The 20,106-nt window shown below is 70.7% G+C and carries 15 protein-coding genes; 2 read left to right on the top strand and 13 right to left on the bottom strand.

Annotated features, from left to right (window positions below; all coding sequences use genetic code 11):
- On the top strand, positions 1-386 hold a 386-nt coding region (locus ACWGDB_RS41110; RefSeq protein WP_453827165.1), incomplete at its 5' end, for a transposase.
- Positions 387-520: 134 nt separating this feature from the next.
- Here the strand turns inward: ACWGDB_RS41110 and ACWGDB_RS41105 are convergent.
- From ACWGDB_RS41105 to ACWGDB_RS41070, 8 genes are all read right to left on the bottom strand, one after another.
- On the bottom strand, positions 521-1,408 hold the full coding sequence (locus ACWGDB_RS41105) for an AAA family ATPase (protein WP_453827164.1): 888 nt from the start codon (positions 1,406-1,408) through the stop codon (positions 521-523).
- A gap of 284 nt (positions 1,409-1,692) precedes the next feature.
- On the bottom strand, positions 1,693-2,562 hold the full coding sequence (locus ACWGDB_RS41100) for a TniQ family protein (RefSeq protein ID WP_453827163.1): 870 nt from the start codon (positions 2,560-2,562) through the stop codon (positions 1,693-1,695).
- Between the two features lie 59 nt (positions 2,563-2,621).
- The gene (locus ACWGDB_RS41095; protein ID WP_453827162.1) at positions 2,622-3,656 is read right to left on the bottom strand and encodes a TniB family NTP-binding protein; all 1,035 of its coding nucleotides are present in this window, start codon (positions 3,654-3,656) and stop codon (positions 2,622-2,624) included.
- Positions 3,653-5,755 (bottom strand): transposase, encoded by a 2,103-nt coding sequence (locus ACWGDB_RS41090; RefSeq protein WP_453827161.1) that lies wholly within the window; start codon positions 5,753-5,755, stop codon positions 3,653-3,655. The genes ACWGDB_RS41095 and ACWGDB_RS41090 overlap by 4 nt, the downstream gene beginning before the upstream one ends.
- On the bottom strand, positions 5,749-7,704 hold the full coding sequence (locus ACWGDB_RS41085) for a transposase (protein WP_453827160.1): 1,956 nt from the start codon (positions 7,702-7,704) through the stop codon (positions 5,749-5,751). Before ACWGDB_RS41085 ends, ACWGDB_RS41090 begins: the two co-directional genes overlap by 7 nt.
- Entirely contained in the window at positions 7,701-8,537 is an 837-nt protein-coding gene (locus ACWGDB_RS41080; RefSeq protein WP_453827159.1) for a TnsA-like heteromeric transposase endonuclease subunit, read from the bottom strand. Before ACWGDB_RS41080 ends, ACWGDB_RS41085 begins: the two co-directional genes overlap by 4 nt.
- 237 nt (positions 8,538-8,774) lie before the next feature.
- Entirely contained in the window at positions 8,775-8,978 is a 204-nt protein-coding gene (locus tag ACWGDB_RS41075) for a hypothetical protein (protein ID WP_453827158.1), read from the bottom strand.
- 47 nt (positions 8,979-9,025) lie between these two features.
- Positions 9,026-10,162 (bottom strand): DNA-binding protein, encoded by a 1,137-nt coding sequence (locus ACWGDB_RS41070; protein ID WP_453827157.1) that lies wholly within the window; start codon positions 10,160-10,162, stop codon positions 9,026-9,028.
- Between the two features lie 206 nt (positions 10,163-10,368).
- On the opposite strand from ACWGDB_RS41070, the gene ACWGDB_RS41065 reads away from it, so the two are divergent.
- Positions 10,369-11,409, top strand: a complete 1,041-nt coding sequence (locus tag ACWGDB_RS41065) for a hypothetical protein (protein ID WP_453827156.1) — start codon at positions 10,369-10,371, stop codon at positions 11,407-11,409.
- Between the two features lie 15 nt (positions 11,410-11,424).
- Here the strand turns inward: ACWGDB_RS41065 and ACWGDB_RS41060 are convergent, their stop codons facing one another.
- From ACWGDB_RS41060 to ACWGDB_RS41040, 5 genes are all read right to left on the bottom strand, one after another.
- Positions 11,425-12,222 (bottom strand): helicase associated domain-containing protein, encoded by a 798-nt coding sequence (locus tag ACWGDB_RS41060; protein ID WP_453827155.1) that lies wholly within the window; start codon positions 12,220-12,222, stop codon positions 11,425-11,427.
- Between the two features lie 92 nt (positions 12,223-12,314).
- Positions 12,315-14,306 (bottom strand): Helicase associated domain protein, encoded by a 1,992-nt coding sequence (locus ACWGDB_RS41055; protein WP_453827154.1) that lies wholly within the window; start codon positions 14,304-14,306, stop codon positions 12,315-12,317.
- Between the two features lie 130 nt (positions 14,307-14,436).
- The gene (tpg, locus tag ACWGDB_RS41050; RefSeq protein ID WP_453827153.1) at positions 14,437-14,997 is read right to left on the bottom strand and encodes a telomere-protecting terminal protein Tpg; all 561 of its coding nucleotides are present in this window, start codon (positions 14,995-14,997) and stop codon (positions 14,437-14,439) included.
- A gap of 4 nt (positions 14,998-15,001) precedes the next feature.
- Positions 15,002-17,104 (bottom strand): telomere-associated protein Tap, encoded by a 2,103-nt coding sequence (gene tap, locus ACWGDB_RS41045; RefSeq protein WP_453827152.1) that lies wholly within the window; start codon positions 17,102-17,104, stop codon positions 15,002-15,004.
- 58 nt (positions 17,105-17,162) lie between these two features.
- The gene (locus ACWGDB_RS41040) at positions 17,163-19,547 is read right to left on the bottom strand and encodes a Helicase associated domain protein (protein ID WP_453827151.1); all 2,385 of its coding nucleotides are present in this window, start codon (positions 19,545-19,547) and stop codon (positions 17,163-17,165) included.
- Between the last annotated feature and the right edge of the window lie 559 nt (positions 19,548-20,106).

The following is a 20,106-nucleotide window of genomic DNA, read 5'->3' as shown; positions in this document are numbered from 1 at the left end:
AGGCCGGCGATGCACCGGCCTTCACCGATGTCATGGCCCGCCTGCGTGTTCCTCGACGACGTGGTCGGCCGCGCACCAGACCGGACATGGTCCTGGCGGACAAGGCGTATTCGTCCCGCGCGATCCGCGAGCACCTGCGTCGACGCGGCATCCGTGCCGTGATCCCCGTCCCCGCGGACCAACGCGGCCACCGACGGCGACGCGGCAGCCGGGGCGGCCGACCACCGGCCTTCGACCGCGAGACCTACAAGCAGCGCAACACCGTCGAGCGGTGCATCAACCGCCTTAAGCAGTGGCGAGGCATCGCCACCCGCTACGAGAAGACAGCCACGATCTACCTGGCCGGACTCCACATCGCAGGCATCTTCCTCTGGTCCGTCCGATGATCCAAACGAAACCGCCTAAGCCGGTCACCAACCCAGCTCAGGCTGCGGACCCCTGCTGGGCCGGATCTGTCACATCCTGCTGCCGCGGGAGTGAGCGCCGGTCTGGCTGCCAACTGCGTACGCGCGGGCTCGTTTCAGGGGCCGAGCTGGGCTGTCGCGGCGTCGATTTCCTTCATGGTGATGTTCTCGCTGCCGCTGCGGATCGCGATGACGGCGGCGGTGGAGACGACGTAGGAGAGGGCTTTGAAGTAGCCGCCGGTGCGCTGGTGCAGGTCGACGGCGTGCTGGCTCAGAGCGTTCTCCTCGAGTCGGTACAGGCTCAGATCGGCCTCGAAGCTTGCCAGTACACGGCGGAAGGTCTCGTCGTCTCCGGTGTCCAGGGGCAGGGGGTGCAGCCAGGTCACCGGCAGCAGTGCGGCAGGGGAAGGCGAGACGGGCGCCGCCGGCCGGTCCGCCCGCTCGAGCCGTACCCGGTTCTCCTCGCTGACCCGGATCAGGTCCTGGGCCAGGACGCGGGCCTGGTGCAGGCGGTGGCTGGCGCCGGTGCCGCAGAAGACGATGGAGATGCCGAGCTTCTCGCGCAGGTAGTCGAAGTAGGGCAGTACGTTCGCCAGGTGCTGCGGTGAGGCGCGGTTGATGTCGTCGATGAGCAGCAGACGGGTCTGTGCGGTCTCCAGGACGTAGTTGACCGGCAGGGTCACGTCCTGGTGTTTGCGCATCTCCAGGACTTCCGCGAGGTTTTTCGGTTCGGGGTTGAGTCCGAGGTAGGAGCCGATCTCCCAGATCCAGTTCACCCTCGACTCCGGGTCCGCTGGGGTGGTGATGTGCACGACCGGGATCGTGTTCTGCTGCCTGCCGTTCGTGGCGGCTTCGATCTCCTTCTGGGCGGTGCGTCCCATCGCCCGTAGCAGGCACGTCTTGCCGGTGCCCGGGGGCCCGTCGATGACATGGTCCATCAGCCCGTCGCGACACCCGCTGTTGCGGTGGACCGCCTCGACGATCATGTCCTGCATGTGGGACATCGCGTCGGTTTCCACCATCCGCAGGTGTGGCGTAGCTGACGTGGTTGCTTATTGATCTTGGTTGGGACCTGCCGTTGCTCAGTTGTACTGAGCGGTGTGTCTGTTCCGTGGGGGAGGCTTACGCGGGGTTGAGGCGCCGGGGCGGGTGATTGTGTGGGATGAGCTGGACGTTTATGGCTGCGCAGTGAGCTGAGTGTGGTGGCGGGTTTTGCGCAGTGTGGTTGGCGCGCCTGTAGGTAGGGGGAGTTGCTGGCTGTTTTCGGCAGGTCGGGGCGTGGGCTTTTTCAGCGGGTGGTCAGGCGTTTCCAGAGCAGGTCGTGGTCGGCGGGTGCGAGGCGGGGCAGTTGGAGGCGGCCGGCGAGTTGGTGGAGGAAGGCGGTTTGCTGTGTGCGTGTCAGGGGGTGCGGGGGCGGGCGGTCAAAGGCCGCGGCGAGGGTGAGGGTCTCGGGATAGGTGATCAGCTCGCGGCAGGTCAGGGCGGGAGAGGCCGGGCCTGGTGACATGCGGGGGTTGGCGGCGGTGAGGCGGTTGAGGCGTGTCCGCCAACACTGGTGCAGGTGTTGATGGTGGTCGTACCAGCGCGTCGTGATCGTCGATGCCCAGCTCAGGGAGGGCGGTGTCGCCGGGCGGCGCGCGCGAAGGTGGGCTTGGGTGAGTTCGGGGACAGTTCGGATGTCGAGGGGCGCGGGATGCCTGGGGTCGCTTGAGGCCTGCTGGTGGCGGGTGCAGATCATGATCCGGGGCAGGCCCGGCGACGGGTGGATCCACGCGGAGGCTGCCGTGTGCGGGCTGCGGCCGATGGTGCAGGCGGTGCACGCCGGCAGCGGCTGCAGGGCGGTCTCGACCACATGCCAGCGGGCGGTGGCCGTGCCGTGCGCACCGGTGCTGGCCGACGAGGGCGCGGGCGGGCGCAGATGGGGCAGGGCACGGGTGAGGTGCGCGATGGGGACGCGGACGAAGCCGGACAGGCGGCGGGCGGCTTCGGCACTGAGGCGGATCTCGGCGGCGGGCGGGGCGTGCTCGGTGCCGGTGGCGGTGATGCCGTGGCCGTCGAGGAGTTGGGCGGGGGTGAGGCGGTAGGCGGCGGCGAGGCGGGTGAGGTAGGAGGCGGTGGCCTCGCCGGGCAGTGGCCGTACGCGTAGCGGGCCGGGCACGGATGGCCACATGGTGGCGGCCCGCACCGGGGGCGATGGCCTGGTCGCGGCCGGGGAGGTCACCGGCTGCTGGTGCGGGTGCGGCGGCGGGCGGGGTTGCGGGGCCGGTAGTGCTCTTCGGCGAGGTGGTCGAGCGCGATGCCGTCCAGCAGCCCTTTGGTGATGCGTTCGCTGCTGTCGAGGATGGCTTCGATGGCCGCCTGGCGGATCAGGCGGGAGAGGCTGCCGATCCGTCCGGCGGTCCGCTCGTGCAGGTAGGAGGCCAGCTTCGGCAGGCTGCCCGCCCGGTGGGCGTGCAGGTCGAGGGCCTGCTCGAGGGAGGCGATCAGCTCCTGGAACGGCTCCCGCTTGCCGGCCCGGGCGGGCAGCGCTCCGCAGTCGATCAGGGAGGCGCGCCCGGCCAGCTGCGCGCCGCGCACCCCGGTGAACACGGCGCTGTCGGTGACGTCGATGCCCGCGTAGACGAACGTGGCCCGCACGCGTTCGGTGAGATCTTTGAGCCAGTCGGCGGCCTCGGCGCCGCTGGAGGTGCGCGGGTTGAGCCGGTGGATCTCGTCGATCAGCACGAGTTTGACCCCGGCCGCGGTGTAGGTGTGGCAGACGGCGGTGGTGATCTGCGTGGTGGTCATGCGGGTGGTGACGGGGATGCCGAGGTAGCGGGCGAACTCTCCGGCCAGTGTCTTGGCGGTGGCGCCGGGCGGCACCAGCACGTAGGCGACGGGCACGCTGTCGTCGCCGGGCGAGGCGCGGCGGGTGTGGGCCAGGTGGCAGGTCCGGCCCACTTCGAGCAGCGCGGTCGTCTTGCCGGTCGTGGCCGGCCCGGTGACGATCAGGGACGGGCGTGCCGTGACGCTCTGGTGGCGGCCGAGGATCATCAGGGTGCGCACACTGCGCGAGAGGGTTTCGATGGCCGGGGTGCGCACGGTGACGAACTGTGAGTGGTAGGCCAGGCGTTCCTCCGGCGAGCGGGGGGCCTGGCCCGGCTGCGGCGGTGTGGGCGGTGCGGCGTGGGCGAACCGGGCGAAGGCGCCGAAGGTGGTGACTGCCCCTGCGGACGTCTCCTCGGCGGGGGGCGTGGTGTCGGGGCTGGTCACCAGTGTTCGGCCTCCTCGAAGGCGTCGTACAGCGCGAATCGGGCCGGCGGCGGGGACTCTTCACCACCGGCTTGGCTGTCGTCATCGTCATCGTCATGGGCGCTGGCTTCGACGGCGTCGAGACTGTCCTCGGGGGCCTGGGCGGGATGCTGAGCCGGCGGTGTCCCCGGCGGGGAGTCCGCCGTCTGGGACGGGGTGGCAGCTGCTGCCGTGCTCCCGGTCAGGGGGCGGCTGCGGCGCAGGACCTGGTCGGCGGTGTCGGCGAGGGCGGCCTCGTGTGCCTCGCGGTCGCCGCGCCGGCCCAGGGCGGCGCGGATGTGACGCCAGGCGGTCTCGCCCATCGGGGCGTGGACGTGGTCGCGGTGGATCCACGGGACCTCGTGCAGGTGCCCGTCGGGCAGGCGGATGTAGATCTGCCGCACGTCGTGGGGGTTGAGGTGGACCTCCCACTTGCCGCCGGGGCTGGTGGGGGAGGGGCGGCCGCGGTGTTCATTGAGGCAGGTGTGGTCGTAGGTGCGGTGGTTGATGCGGATGCCGCGGCCGGTTATGGGGTGGAAGCGCACGGGCAGCAGTTCCAGGTAGTCGGCGCCGGTCAGCGGCAGCGGCACGTACCCGGAGGCGCCCAGCAGCGCGCCCCACATCTCGTTCGGGGTGAGGGCCTTCTTCGGCAGGACCGGGTGGCGCAGGCCTTCGTGGGGGCGGTGCTGCCAGCGGGCGGTGATCCACTCGTCCAGCAGCTCCTGCAACTGGGCCACGGTGAACCGTGCTTCGTCCTCCGCCGCCTCGCCGCGCTCCAGGATGTGGGAGCCGGTGTAGCCGGCGATGTGCTGGGCGACGAGCGTGTTGATACTGCCGAAGGTCCGCTCGACGGCGCCTTTGGCGGCCGGCGAGCGGGGCGGCGTCGGCTGCACGCTCACTCCCAGGGTTTCGCAGGCGGCGAGGAAAGCGGCGGAGACGAAGATGGCCCCGCGGTCGATGACGATCGTCTCGGGCACCATCACCGGCCGTGCCGCCGCCTGTTCCAGCCGGTCGTCGAGGGCGAGGAGCCGGTCGTAGGGGACGGTGGCGTGGGCCAGGTGCAGATGGCCGGGCCAGCCGGGCCGTGCGGGATGGGGCACGGCCATCTCCGCCAGCAGCAGGGCGGCGTCCACGGCCTTGGTGCCCTCCTCACGCAGCACGGCCGCCACCACCGAGCGGGTTGCCACATCGAGAGCGATCGTCAGCTCCGGGCGCACCGGCTTCCCGTCCTCGCCGACGGCCATCACGTCGAGGCGGGTGGTGTCGACCTGCACCAGCTCGCCCGGCCGCAGCGCCACCGTAGGTGTGTACGGTCGCACCGGCGTGGTGGTGGCGGTGCGGGCCGGCCGTCCGGGATGCTCCAGAGGATCGGCGATCACGCGCACCAGCCGGTTGAACGTCGACGGCGCAGGCAACTCCACCACGCCCGGCCCGTGGGTGTCGGCCAGGATCTGCCCGGTCAGCTCCCGCAGTCCCTTCAGCGTGCCGGTGGAGCGGCCGCGCTGGCGGCGCAGCGCCTCCAGCACAGCGGCCACCACCCGCTCATCGGCCCGCCCTGTCGCACGCGACGGTTTGCGGCGGGGGATCAGCCCGAGCAGGCCGCTCGCGTGGTAGCGGGCGCGCATGCGACGCACGGTGGCCCGGCTGACCTGCGGCCAGCCCAGCCGGGCGAGTTCGTCGGCCTTGGCCTGCTCCCGCTCGGCCATCGACCGCCGTGCCGGGTCGTACTCGGGCCGGGGCGTCCCACCGCCTGCCGGGCCGCCAGGCAGCCCGGTCTCGACCTCGCGGATGTGCCGCTGCCAGGCCAGGGCCCGCTCGCGCTCCCGCTCGGGCACCGACTCCAGCAGCCCCCACGGCGGCACCGCGGCGGCGGGGGAATCCACCACGGCGAAGGCGGGATCGGCGAACAGGAAGGAGGCGAGCACGGAGGCGGTCTGCCCGCGGGTGTCGACGAGGCGTACCGACGCCCCGGCCACGGCGGCCACCTGCCAGGCGCGGCCCTCGAACGTCACGTACGCCCCCAGCTTCACCTGCCGGTGCCGGGCGCCGGCCACCGGGCGGCCGCCGTGTGCGCTCACCACAGCTCGGCCTCCGCCTGCGGGTCGTACACCCCAAACCCGCCGGTATCCCGGACAACGCGGCCACCGCCACCGCCGCCATCAGCGTCGTGCACCGTCATGGCGCCGACGATCCCCTCCACAGCCGCGACGTCTCCACTGCGCCCTGCCTCACCGAAACCGCCGGTCGTCTCGCTGCCCGGCTGCGCGCCCGCGCCGCGGCGCGCAAGGACGCCACCGGTGCGGCGCCGGACCATCTCGTCGAACGGGCGCAGGGTGTGCTCGCCCTGCGCCCACCCGACCGCGTGGAGCAGGCCGTCGGGCAGCCGGACGAAGACCTGCCGCGGGTCGTGGGGATGGTGGTGGACCTCCCACCGCTGGCCGCGGCCGCGGTGTTCGTCCAGACACGCATCGTCGTAGCGGCGCCCGCCCAGCCGGATCCCGGAATCGGTGAGGGCGCACCGGCGCGCCGGCAGCAGTTCGCCGTAGTGCTGCCCGGCCAGTGGCAGCGGCACCATCCCGGCCACGCCCAGCAGCACCTCCCACATCTCCTTGGGGGCGAGCCCCGCCCGGGGCAGCAGCGGATGGCGCAGCTGCTCCTGGGGGCGCTGGTGCCACCTGACGGTGATCCATTCGTCCAGCAGGTCCTGCAACTGCGGCATGCTCCAGTACGCCCCGGCCGCCTCTTCCGCTCCGTACGCCTCTTCCGCCGGGGTGGCGTGCCGCGAGAACAGGCCTGCGAGGGCCTCCAGCGTGCGCACGGCGCCGCGCTTTGCGCCCGCCGTCCGCAGTGGGGCCGGCTCCAGGCTGATGCCCAGGCTCTCGCACACGGCCAGGACAGCGGAGGTGACGGCGGCTGTGGACTCGACGATGAGCGTCTCGGGCACGGCCGCCGGACGCGCCGCCGTGGCTTCGATCCGTGCGGGCAGGCGCCGGGCAGGACCGCCGGCATGGGCCTGCTCCAGCAGGGCCGGCCAGCCCGGGCGCTGCGGCCTGGGCACGGCCATCTCGGCCAGCAGCACCGACAACTGAACCGGCCCGTCCTGCTGCGGGTGCAGCACGGCGGCCAGCACGCAGCCACTCGCCGCGTCCAGTGCCGCCGTCACCGCCACCGGCACCACACCCCCGTCCTCGCCCACCGCCCGCAGACCCAGGCGGGCGGTGGCGATGTGGACCCGCTCGGCGGGCCGCAGCGCAGGCGGCGGGCCGCCCGAGCGGGCCGGGCCGGTGGCGGTGCGCGCCGCACTGCCCGGCGGCTCGGCCGGATCCGCCAGCGCCTTCACCAGCCGGTACAGCGACGAGCGGCCGGGCAGCTTCACCCTGCCCGGGCCGTAGGTGTCCGCCACGATCTGCTCGGCCAGCTCGATGACCTGCAGGGTGGTTGTCTTCGACCGGCCGCGGCGCCGGCGCAAGGCCTCCAGCACGGCGGCCACCACCCGCTCGTCGGTACGCCCGGTGGGGGAGAAGGTGCGCAGGTGGCGCTTGTCAACCAGTCCCCACAGCCCCTGCCGCTGGTAGACCAGCCGCATCCGCTGCACCGTGGTCCGGCTGGCCCTGGTCCAGCCCAGCGCGGCCAGTTCACGTGCCTTGACCTCTTCCCGCTCGGCGAGGGTGAAGCGCTGCGGGTCGTATTCGGGCCGGGGCGTCCCGCCGCCTGCCGGGCCGCCGGGCAGCCCGGTCTCGACCTCGCGGATGTGCCGCAGCCAGGCCAGAGCCCGCTCCTGCGCGGTCAGCGGCACCGTCTCCCACAGCGCCGGAGCCGGCGGCTCCGTGGCTGCGGGACCGGTCACCGAGAAGCCGGGCGCGGACACCAGACGGACGGCCAGCACACACCCGGTGGCCCCGTCCTCGGCGACGAGGTGCACCCGCCCGTCGACCAGGCCGGTCACCTGCCAGGTGCGGCCCTCGAACGTGACCTGAGCGCCCACCTCAACACACCGCCCACCAGGGGCGGTCACCACGTGCTTGCTCAACTCTCCTGCTGCTCCTGCCGTTTCCCGTCGCCTGTGGCCGGGCCGGGCGTCACGAGGGTGTGCTCGCCCAGCGGCCGTGTCAGGTCCGCGGCCAGCCGGCCGCTCCACAGCGCGTGGTAGAGCACCGGCAGAGCGGTGAGGACCTCGCCCGCCGCCGCGGCCCCGGCCATCAGCGGCCGTTCGGCGGCGAACGCCTTGAGCACCGCCTGCTCAAGGCCGCCTGCGTCACGGTGGCGGGGATGTCGGTAGCCGGCCAGCCATCGCACGTTCGCCGCCACCACTGTCTCGGGCGGCGCCAGACGCCGGTAGGTGAACCCCACCGCCTCACACGCCGCTTCAAGCACCGCGGCGGCGCGCTCGGCCCGGCCGGCGGCGGGCGACGTCGCCGCGGGGCAGTCGGCGAGCAGCGCGCTCCCGTCGGCGTAGCGGGCGAACAGCTGCGGCACCCACGTCAGCACCCGCCCGCTGCCCGGATCACGCCAGATCAGCCGCACCGGCCGCGCCGACAGGCCCACCACACGCGGATCGCGGTCCAGGACCATTAGCTGCGTGCACATCGCCTGCGAACCGTGCATCACATGCCGCCCGGTCGTGGCCGACCACCACCAGCCCGGCCCCCACCGCCGCCCAGGCACCACCGGGAACGCCGCCACCGGCGCCAGCTGCTCGAACCTGACCGCGACGGCGGCCTCCACCCAGCGGCGCTGCACCAGCGTGCCGTCCGCCCCGGCGAACTCAGCCTCCACCGCGCCCGGCTCCGGAACCCGGCAGGTTTTGCCCGCGACGGCGGGCAAGCCGTCCTGCGTGCAGTCCTGGCTGCTGTCGGTGATCACGAACTCCACATAACGCCATGCCTGTCCTGCCGCGCAGGCGAACCGGCCGGTAACCCCAACTGTGGTGCGCAGTAAGCCCGTTGGGGTGCGCGCGGGGTCAGGATGTCACCCGGACGCACTGGTGTCAGTGCGAACTCCTGCACTTTCCGGCTGCCTGGCCGCCCTCCTTCGGCACCACCCGCCGTTCCCAGAGCGGACTGTGTTGCCAGGGCCGTTGCCCGGCCGCCGCCGGGTGCGTCAGTCTTCGCTACGGCCCGCGGCGAGCACCCGGGACAGCTCCTCGGCGGGCAGGCGCGACCACTGGGCTACTTCCTCCACCGCCACCCCGGCCGCGACAGCCGCGGCGGCGGTATGCAGCACGGCCCGGTCGACCAGCTCGGCACTCTGGCTGAGGTGCTCCAGCAGCGTGCGGGCCACCTCGGCGGTGGTGCCGCTCTGCACGCCGCGCAGTTGCGCCAGCTCCTCCCGCGCCCCGTCGAGCAACTGCGTTATATGGAAGCGGTGTTCGGCAGAGACGTGGCACGCCACCTGGTACCCGAGCCGCCCGCCTGTGCCTCCGCCGCCATGACACGCAGCTGGCCGGCCATCGTTGCGGGCTGCTGCTCCCGCTTCAGATGCCACGGATCGTCCCGCCATCCCGGCGGCCCGCCGCCATGGCGGGCGCGCACGATCGAGCCCCTCCAGCCGCTCAGCGGGCCGCCGTAGTCGACCGCGATCAGCGGCCCCAGCCAGTCCCGGTCCACCCGCTCGCCCAGCCGGTGGCAGAACGGGTCGTCCCCGCCCCGCACCCGAGGCCGCGTCCCGCCGCTTGCGTGCCACGCCAGCTCGGCCATGGCCGGGTCCAGCAGTGCGTCGGCGACGGCCACCACCTCGGGGAAGACGGCCGCGTCCCGGCCCACGATCCGCCACCGCGCCAGCCCCGTCCCGGCGTTGCCGCCCGCGATCTGGTGCAGCCGCCGCGGCCAGACCGCCTCACGCTCCCAGTGCAGGGCCTGCTCCCACCACCGGGCGACCACCGCATAAGCCAGCGCGAACACCCGCTCCGGCTCCACTCCGGCCCGTGCTGCCCGCCGCGCCACCCCCGTCCACCGGCGCTGGGCCGCGGCCACTTCCGGCACACCCCGCACGTCCAGATGTTCAAGAGGCTGGTCGGCGTCCGCGTCCAGGAGCCACCGCCCGTGTCGGACACACACCCGCTGCCAGCGCGGCGTGTACCGCACCACCCGCACGGCCGTCCCCGTGCGCCGGGCCGCGCATAGGCGGCAGCCGAAGGCGACCGGACCGGCGACCGCGCCGCCGGTCCGCCACGCCGCCGCCGGCACCCCGTTCCTTCCGGCCGACAGCTTGGCGTCCTCCTGTCCCCAGGACGGCAACGCCCGTGCCAGGACGTCCTGTCCGACACCGCACAGCTCTGCCAGGACCTCCTGTCCGGCCGTGTTCAGCAGGACCTCGGCGTCGGCCCGCGCGCCCCCGCCGTCGTGCCCGGGCGGGTAGTTGCGCCACTGCCAGTACGACCGCAACACCTTCGCTTCCATCCCGTAGCGGCTCGCGATGCGGCAGATCAGCGACGAGGTCGTCTCTCCCTGCAGGGGAGCTGTCCGCAGGAGGCCGGGATGATCGGTCACTCCACCACGGTCTCGTTTCGCCGACCCGGGCGGGCGTTTTCGCAGGAGCCGGCCGGTCCCCGGCCCGCCGTCGGCGTACTTCCCTAGACCGTGGGTTTCCCTATGCCCTTGGTACGGCGGCCCTTGCTCTTCCCGCGGCACGTGAACCCCTCTGGTGTCAGTGCTCCTCATTACTCTTCGAAGAGGACGTTACGAAGGGGGATGAGGTGGCCAACAAGGACATAGACCATCGAGCGATCGAGAAGCATGTCAAGGAGATCAACAAGGCCTACCAACGTGCTGCCAAGAAATACCCGGTCACCGTGCCGGTCACCGGTAAGGGCTTCACCACCTCTGCCGGAATCCTCGGGGTGGGCATTGAGCAGGACCCGCAGCTGGTTCGACTCTTGGTGTGGCTGGGCGAGCAGCCACACCACGGATTCGCAGAACAAGCCTCCTACGCCGAGCAGTCAGGAGTTCCCCTGGAGGACGTCCAGGTCCTGGCTCACGTCCTTGAGAGGGACGGTCTGATCGATTCGATGGGATCGTTCGATCAGGCCGACGCCTACAGGGTCACCGACGACGGGCGGGTGGAGCTGAGGCGGCTTGCCCAACTACGCAGCGACCCCGCCGCCCGGCACCGCTACGCCACCGACGCCTTCCTGCGCTGGCTCTACACCACAGCCCACGACCAGCGCCCCACCGCCCCCACCGTCTTTCTGAGCACTGGTGAATCTCACTTTGCCGGAGACGAACTCTCAGGTACGGAACTGCACTACGCCCTGGCGCGCCTTATCCACTCTGGGCTCGTTGGGGACGTCAGCACCGAGCCCAAGACCGTCGCCATCACCATCGACGGCATCGACTGCGTACTGTCTGGAGCGACCGTGAGCGACTACCTCAACCGAACCCGCCCCGGCGACTACTACAGCATCACCGGCACGAACGTCGTCGCTGGCTCTCAGGGCAAGGTCGAGCAGTACAACCACAACAATGCCTTCGACCCCGGCGCCATGCGCGAGTTCGCGGCCCTGGTCCAGCAGCTCGCCCCTACCTACGGCATGGAACCTGCGCAGCAAGCCGAACTCATCCGCGACGCCGAAGTCCTCGCCGAGGAGGCCAGCAGCGAGACAGCGCAGCCAGGCCGAATCCGTGCCGCCTTCGACACCGTGATGGGCGGACTCGCGCAGATCGGCGCAGCATCCGCCGGCCTGGACCTCACAATCCAGCAAGGGCAACAGGCCCTCAACGCGGTCTTCGGCAGCTAGGTCACTGAACTAGAGCTACCTGCCCACGCTGATGCCGATGTCGGCCAGGAGCCGCTGCTGGTCAGGGTGTAGGAGAGGCCATGCCTGGCGCTGGGCGGTGATCCATTGTCTGGCGCGTGGGGTATCGGGGTGGGTGCGGGCGTGGTGGTAGGCGTACTGCCACCGCATCGGCCAGGGTGGGTTCCACCACGGGTCCAGGCTGGTCAGGACCCGGGCTTGAGGCGACGTGCCGTTCCTTTTGCGGGCGCGTTGGCGGTGTTCGGCCAGCCAGCGCCCGATCGGGAAGCCTTCGTGCTGCTCGCCGGCGTGGGCGGCGAGGTGTCCGTGCTGGGCCGTGTAGGAGCGGGCGTGGGCGACGTCGGTGTCGAAGCGCGGTGTGGTGGTCAGTCGGTGGGAGTCACGCGGGCCGACCCGCGCCCGGGCGGCTTCGAGGGTGATGCCGATAGCGGCGAGCAGCTGCTGCTGGTCGGGGTGGAGGCTGTCGTAGAGGGTGCACTGTCGCTTGACCCAGATACCCAGGGCGTCCTTCCCGACGGGAAGACCGCCCACCGTGTCGGCTCCACGGCCGGCACGCATGCAGTCGCGGGCGCGGTAGTAGTTGCGCTGCCAGTGCAGGTCCCACGGCGGGTTCCACCACGGATCGATCGCGGCCAGTTGTCCGAGGTGCGGTGAGGCGGGCTGGCCTTTCCGGGCGCGCTGCTTGGCGCGGTTGCGCTGGCTGAACAGCCATATTCCGAGCGGGAATCCGCTCTGCCGTGTATCGCGTGGAGCGGCCAGGTGCCCGTGAACGCCAGCCCAGTCCCGGGCGTGCACCAGCGCGCTGTCGAACCCGGCTCGGTGGTCGGGGCGCTGTCCGAGCCGGGGAACTCCCAGCGGCCTGTGCTGTGCGACTGCAGGAAGGCCTCCTACTGCTTCCGCACCTTCCTCATCACCTTGTGGGCCCCCCGGGGCCCGCACGGGCGCAGCAGACGCACTGGTCGTGGCGCCGGGTGCCTCGGCGATGGCCGTCTCGGCTTCAGACCGAGCTGGTCGAGGAGATCGTGCTGGCCCGGCAGGAGGAGGTGGTAGCGGCGCTGCTGGATGCGCAACCACTCCTGCGCCGGCCTGTCCATCAGCGGAAAGCCCGCGACCAACTCCCCGCCCCCCACCTGCTGGAGCTGCTGGCAGGCGTGCTCGTAGGAACGCTGCCAGCACAAGTGCCAGGGTGGCCGCCACAACGGGTCGATCCGCTCCAGAGCCTCGGCACGGTCTGGCGACAGCACTCCGCGCCCCATCTGGCCGCGCCTGTCGGAAAGCCACCTGCCCAGCGGATAGCCCTCATGCACGGTGCTGACACTGACTCCCGCCAGGCTTCCGTGCTCCAAAGCCCAGGCCCGGGCATGGGCGAGCGCCTCCTGCTCCCCGGCGCGCTGACTGCGACGCCGGGGCCGGGCATCCCGAGCCGCCGCGGCATCGATGCCCAGCCGTGCAAGGAGCCGTTGCTGCTCAGGATGCAGATCCGGATACCGGGTGCACTGCAGGTACAGCCACTCGCCCAGGCTGAGGCCGGTACCGGGAAATCCTCTTCGCGCATCCAACGGGCCCTGTTCCGCGACGTGGCACCTGGCCTGGTGGTAGGTGCGCTGCCACAGGGTCGGCCACGGCGTGTCCCAGTACGGGTCCAGTGCACGCAGCGCGGCGCTGCGCCAGGCAGGCATCCCTAGACGGAGCATGCGCTGGTTGGTCATCCACGCCCCCAGAGGAAAGCCGTCCTGGAGCGTGTCCGCCCGTGTGGCCAGATGCCCCCGCGCAGCCGCGTAGGCCCGGGCACGAGTCAGCCCCGCTTCGAAGGCATCGTCGGCCTGGCGGCTGTGCCCGCGCCGCCGTTTGGTGGGCGGAGCCTCTGCGGATTCACGGCCGGCCACCTCCTGCAGGTACTCGGCGAGTTCGTCAGCCAAGGGACGAGGCCGGTGCGCGGGATGGACCTTCCACAGCAACCGCTGCCCGTCGCCATCCGGCACTACCGCCGCCTTGCTCCACTGGTGCGCCCAGGCGAACAGCGGTCCGTCCATGCACGATGTCAGGCGATCAACGAGCCAAGGCCGCCGCAGACAGCGCGCCAGCTCACTGACGAGCACAGGGAGGTCACCCAGACAGAAAGGGAGGTGGCCGCGCAGGCCGCGCACCTGGGTTGCGATACGGCGCCTCATCGTCTGGTCTACCAACACCCCGGCAACGGCCACCGTCTCCGGATAGGCGACCAAGCCACGGGCCAGGACCCGCCACCGCCCGGCTTCCTCGCCCTCGACAACCGTCGCAGACAGCCTCGCCTGCCACAGAGTTTCTTCCGGCCACTTCTGCGCCCACCACCAGGCTGTGACCGCCTCAGCAACCTCGAACGCCGAACCAGCGACGGGGGAGCGGCGCAGCAGCCTCCGGTGATCCTCCTGCGCCTGGACCACCTCCAGGCATCCGGCCAACCCGACGACACGGCCCCCGCTGCCAGGCACGCTCATCAGCCAGCACCGATGGCGTGGGCAGACTCGCTCGTGCGCCGCCAGGTACACCCGGGCTGGTGCAACGCGACCGGTCCGCGCAGCCACACAGCCCGGGCACGCCGGACCCCAGGCAGCAACCGTCTCCACCCCGTTGTGGAGCCGCGCCGCCTGCCTCTCCTGCGAGGGGCCCAGCAGCTCCTCCCGCGTCCAGGCCGGCAACGCACGGCGCAAGTCCTCTTGCGGCACACGACACAGCGCCGCGACCCGGTCCCGGACGGCGGCGTTCAAGAACACCTCACTGTCGCCCCGCAGAGCCCCGACGACGTCCTGCTGGCCAGCCACTTCGGAAACCGCCGACAGCAGACTCCGCACCGTCAGGCCGTACCTGTCCGCGATCCGCCCCAGGAACGACAGCGTCATCTCACCCTGTAGGGGAGTTACCCGAAGGGCACCCGCGGCCAGCAACAGCGTCCCCACCCATCTCGTCGCTTGTGACACCTATCGTGCTTCGGCTCAACAAGCAGGTGCCGGGCTTGCGGCCGGCGCCAGGTCAGTAGTCGAGGTCCAGGTAGTCGATGTCGTTGAGGGTGACGTCGGAGAGTCCTGTGGCGCGGCCTCCGCCGTCTTGGAAGTAGATCTCTTTGAATCCCTCGGCGATGATCGCGCGCATCTCCTGGTCGCTGGCGCCTGTGTTGCGGGCGTCGAAGAGGCGTTGTGCGTAGGCCGGGGAGAGGTGCACGGTGAGTCGCCGGAATCTTCCGTCGTCGGTGGTGCCGACCGGTGCGGTGTACCCGAAGCGGGCCCTCGTCTCCACGGTGATCCCGGTCGCGGTGGCGGCCTGCTTCTGCCGGCGCTTGCGCACCTGCGGCTGCCAGCGGGCCCGTACCGCATCGTTGATCTTCGCGGCGACGTCGGCGCGGGCGTGCTTGCGGGCGCCGCGCCGGTAGCGGTTGACGGAGTCGGCGGTGACACCGATCTCCTGCGCGACAGCCTTGGCACTGCCCAACTGCCGCAGCAGGTAGCCGATCTGCCCCTTCAACGTCTTCGGCGGCTGACGGGTGAAGCTCTCCCGGTCGGCCCGCTCGATCGCGTCGTCGATCTCTCCGGCCACCGCTTTACTCTCCTTCGTCCAGGACGGCGTCGCCGCCCTTGATGTGGCGTGCCGGGTTGTAACCCTTCTCCATCAGGTCGACCGCCCACAGCATCGACTGGACGCCCTCCAGCTTGGCCAGGCCCGGCGTGGGCCCGAGGCAGAAGCCGCCGGGCTGCGGCTTGCCGGAGGCGGCGTACGGCAGGAAGTCCAGCGGCGAGTCGCCCGGCGAGGGGTAGACGACGCAGTCGGACAGTACGGCGAGCGGGTACAGGCCCGTCATCCGGGACATGTTCAGCAGCTTGCGGTGCATGTTGACCCGGGCCTTGCTGATGACGGCGGCGCGGATGTCGGGGCGCCAGGTCGGCCGCTGAAGGGCCGGCCACCGCTCGCCCTCCTTGTAGGACTTGCCCTGCGGGCGCTCGCGCAGCTTGCCGACGCCGCCCTTCACGGTCGACTTGATGGCGGCCAGCACGGCGGCCATCGCCGGGTCGATGTCCTTGTGCCGCTCCATCGCCGCGAGGAACTGGCGGTCGTCCAGGTCCCTGGTGACACCGAGGTCGGCGAGGGTGTCGACGTACGCCGTCTTGAGCCGGTCGTGCCACGGGTCCAGGTACGCGCCGGTCTCGCGGCGCAGGTACGCCTCGATCGGGTGGACGTCGTGGCCGAGCTCCTGGGCGTAGGCGACGGTGTGCGTCTGGTACCAGGCCGGGCCGGTCGGACGCTCGCCGATCGGCGTGAACGGCGACGGCAGGCGCGGGTCCAGCTCGATGTGACTGAGGTCGACCAGCCAGGAGCCGGGGATCTTCGGGTTGAACTTCGGGTGGTGGAAGTGGTCGGGGGCGGACAGGCCGACGACCAGGCGGGCCGCGGCGGCGAGGAACGCGGTGTTGAGGTCCAGGCCGACCGTGAAGGGCAGCGTGCACTCCTCATCCGTCAGCAGGTCAACGTCGCGAACCCACTGGTACGCCTCCTCGTTGAGGAACCCGCCGGTCCATCCGGAGTTCACGACCACGGGGTGCTCGGCGGTGGCCTCCGGCGGCGCCGGGTCCATCGGCTCCGTGCCCAGCGATCCCGGGTTGTAGCCGCTCCCCCAGTTCCCGGTCTGAGGGTCCTGCACGGCCTTCGTGGGCGGGCGCAGCGCGGTCATCAGCTCCAGGCCTGAGACGGCGGTGGAGCCGCGCGGGGTGATGACCCGGGTGGCGTACACACCGAGGACGCGGGCGATGTCGGCCGGATCCATCTCGGAGACGCCGGGCCAGGACCGCTCATCGAGGGCGTCCCACGACAGGATCGCGAGCTGCACGCACTGCCGCTCGCGCCCCTGGGCCTTGCGGTAGATCCGCGCCCACGGGCCGAACCCACGCTGCGTCAGCTGCCACCGAGCCTTCCCCACCTGCTTGACCACCGAGTGGTCCTCAGGCAGGCGCAGGGAGCGGCGCTGCTCGTGGCCCTCCAGACGCTCCGGCAGTCCCAGCTTCACGGCGGCCGCGGCCGTGAGGACGATCAGCGGGTCGCTGTCCTTGCCGTTGCGGTGCAAGCGTGGCGCACCGAGGCCGGACTCGCGCAGCGTCCACTCCACGAGTTCCACCACGGTGGTCGCGGGGCAGTCAAGCACGATGCCGGCGACGCCGTACGCGCAGCCGTCGCCGTCCAGGACCGCGAGCGGGCCGTGCGGGAAGCGCGGATCGGCTGCGGGCTGAGCTGCTTTCTTCCCGGCCGGGCGGCGCGATGCCGCGGTCGGCCGGGTGGCGGGACGTGCCGGTCCGGCGGCTGGAACGGTGGAAGTCTGCGGGGCGTCTGTCGTCTCCACCTCGGACGCGGCCGGTTCACTGGACGTCGCCGTCGGTGCCGTAGCGGCAGCCGAGGCTGCATCGTGTGCGGGATACTTCGCCGCCCACCCGTTCAGCAGCCGCTGGTAGGCATCCAGGCGCGGCGACTTCGGCTCCGAGCGGCCGTTCTCCCAGTTCTTCACCGACTGGGTCGTCGTCTTCAACGCGGTGGCCAGGCGGGCCTGGGTGATGCCGGCGGCCTCACGCAGCCGGGCTCGCTCCGCCGGGGGCGGGAGATGCGGCTCCTCGTTCAACAGAGCGTCGACGGACGCGAACAGCTCTTCCTCAGATGCCATTTCCCTGCACCTTCACGTCAGGACTCAGTACTGCTTAACCAAAAATTTATCCCACTCCTTAACCTTCCCGTGCCCATTCCAATCCCAGCACGGCGAGCGCGGCAAGTTTGTCGACGGTGAGCCTCGCGCGGCGTCCCTTCTGATTCATGATCCACACTCCGAGTTTGACCTCGGTCCCGTCTTCCATCTGCTCTACGTGGGTTCTGGGCACGATCACCGAGCCCGTGCGGGTTTTGTACTGCTCCAGAGCTGCCACGCCTCGCCCGAAGGCCCCCACGACGGGTGTGGACGGCTTCGGAAACTCCGGGGCCGGAGGCCTGATGCCGAGCTGCTCCAGGCGTTCGCGCTGACCCTCCGCCAGGGCCGCCCAGACTTCGGGCTTTTGCTGCCGGGCCAGCCACTTCCCCACGTCCATCCCGTGGACCGTGAACCCCGGCAGGACCCCCTCCGGGCCGTCCTCGTCACGCACCAGCTCGCGCAGCGCGGCGAAGTGCCGCTGCCACTCCGCCGGCCACTCCGGGTTCCAGTCTTCATCGACCGCCAGGAGCGCGGCCTCCCACTCCGGCTTGTCGGCGAGCGCACCCGGCCGCCGCAGGTTGGACAGCCACTGCCCCACCGGCTTGTCCAAGGCCACAGCGGACCTCGGAGCACAGAGGGTCCAGTGGTTTTCGTAGTACACCCGGGCTGCCGCCAGGTTCTCCTGGAAACGCTCATCCGCCACGCTCCAGACCATGCCCAGCTTCTCCAGCCGCTGCGCACGCTTGCCGGTCATCTGCCCGGCCCCGTACGCCCTTCGTTGTTCCGACACCCATGTCCCCAGCGGAAACATCTGCTCCCGGTGTTCGTAGGGCACGCGGGCGTGAAGCTCGCGCTCCGTGAAGTTCTTGAGCGCCTGCCAGCCCCTCGCCCAATCTTGCCGCTCCGTGTCGATGACATTGAAGGAAACCCAGTCCGCGACCATCACCGGGTCACGCGGAGCCGCAAAACGAAGCAGCAGACGCGATTCTTCCTCACCTTTCTCGGGCGCCGTGCCGATGTTCACCGACGGCTCCACCATGGCCTTCTGAGGCTCCTGGGGGATCGCCAGCAGCTCCACGGCCTCTTCATCGTGAGCCCGAAGACCTTCGAGAACCTTCACCAGAGGACGGTAAGAACCGGAGGTGAACATATCCTCGGGCTCTTCTCCCGGCTGCAAGAAAATCGGCACAATCAGAGAAGCCAACTTACCCTCTCCGGGCTTCTGCCGAAGAGCGCGCCCAATGGCCTGCACGATATCGTGCGGCGCCCCCTTGGGATCCAAAAGAGCCACGGAATCCACGGCGCGAATATCAACGCCCTCACCCAATACGCGGCAATTCGAGAGAATCGCACGCAGCGCCGTGGACCCGAACTTGCCCAGAACTCCCCGCCGGCGCTCGGGCACGTGCTCCCCGCACAGCCAGTCCGCCCAGATCTGTGCCGGGTACCGGTCCGGCTGATCCTCGTGCAACCGGGCCGCGACCCGCGCCAGGCCCTCCGCGTAAGCCTGTGCCTCTATGGTCCGGTGGTGGAAGGTGATGCAGGTTTGCAGGCTGTGCCGCGCCATGGTGTGCAGGAGCGCGGCCTGGAGGGCCCCGAGGCGCTGCCCGCGCACCTCTTCGCTGCGCCGGTCCTCGCCCATCAGCCGCTCGGGCGTGACGACGGGGTCCTGGAGCTCCAGCACGATGATCTGGTAGCGCGCCAGCAGGCCGCGGGAGACGGCCGACGCGAGCGACAGCTTGTACAGGACGGGCCCGAAGACCTCCTCATCGTCCATGGAGGCCGCCATCATCTCCGGCAGCGGGTCCAACACCCCCGCCGCGACCTCCCAGTTCGGAGGCCGCTCCTGCCAGATCCGGGGCGTCGCCGTCAGGTACAGCCGGCGCGCCGCCGGGATGATGCGCTGGTTGTGCACGGCCGCCCAGGCTTTACCCATCGAACCGCTGGTCCTGTGCGCCTCATCGACACACACCAGGTCCATCGGAGCGAGCTTCTGCCCGTACACGCCCTCGAAGGCCTCCGCCAGGACACCGAGGCTGGCGTACGTGGCGAAGATGATGACCTGCCCGGTGCCGTGCCACAGTGCCAATTGCACGGGGTTGGTGGTGGACCGGACTTTCAGCGCCCACAATTCCGGGTCGTCCTGGAGCGAGCACACCGCGACTGCAGGCCCCTTGTGCCCGGCCGCATTCCACGCCTGAACCGTCTGGCTCAGCAAATCCAGCGTCGGCACCAGAACGAGAATGCGCCCTTTGGGAGCGATCCGCTTTGCCGCCGAAGCCGCGATGATGGTCTTTCCCGTCCCGCACGCGGCGTGCACCTGACTGCGCAGGCCATTCACGGGAATGCCGCCCGGCGGGATATCGAGCCCGCGCACAATGGCGGCAACGGCCTCAACCTGGTGTTCACGCAGTTTCACGGCCATTCCCGTGCTCTCCTTTTCGCGGAATGCGGCCCGCAATCTGAAAGGGAATCCCGGAGGGTGAGGTGTCCGGGGTGTTATTGTCTGTCCCCAGACTCTACACAGCCAGCCCCCGTGATGCATCACCCTTCCGGCAGGTTCGCCTTCCAGGATGACACTTGGCCGATTCTCCCCCATGGCGTCGGGTCAGAGTGTATGCTGATGGGGTGTCGTCGGATTAGCCGTTCGGGCAGTTGAGAGCAGGGGAGGGGTTCGGGTGGAGCGCAAGAGGAGCCCGTCACTGCGATGGGGCCGGCACCTGTCGAGTCGATGGTCCGTCACATCCATTGTGAGGGTGATGGCCTGGAACCCCAGGAGCTACACAGGCCCGCGCATGATGCACATCCCCTTGCCGCCAGCCCCGGCACCCGCGCTTGCGCGGGTGCCCTCAATTCGCGCTTGCGCGAATTGACATCCCGTCAGAATTCCGTTTACGGAATTCCATTCCCGCGTTTACGCGGGAATCCGAATTGCGCTTGCGCAATTCGTTCTCTATGCCCCGGCTTGCCGGGGCATATCCCGC

It is taken from the genome of Streptomyces sp. NPDC055013 (genome assembly GCF_053608645.1).
The sequence above is the reverse complement of the archived record's forward strand: the minus strand, read 5'-3'. Positions and strand labels throughout refer to the sequence as shown.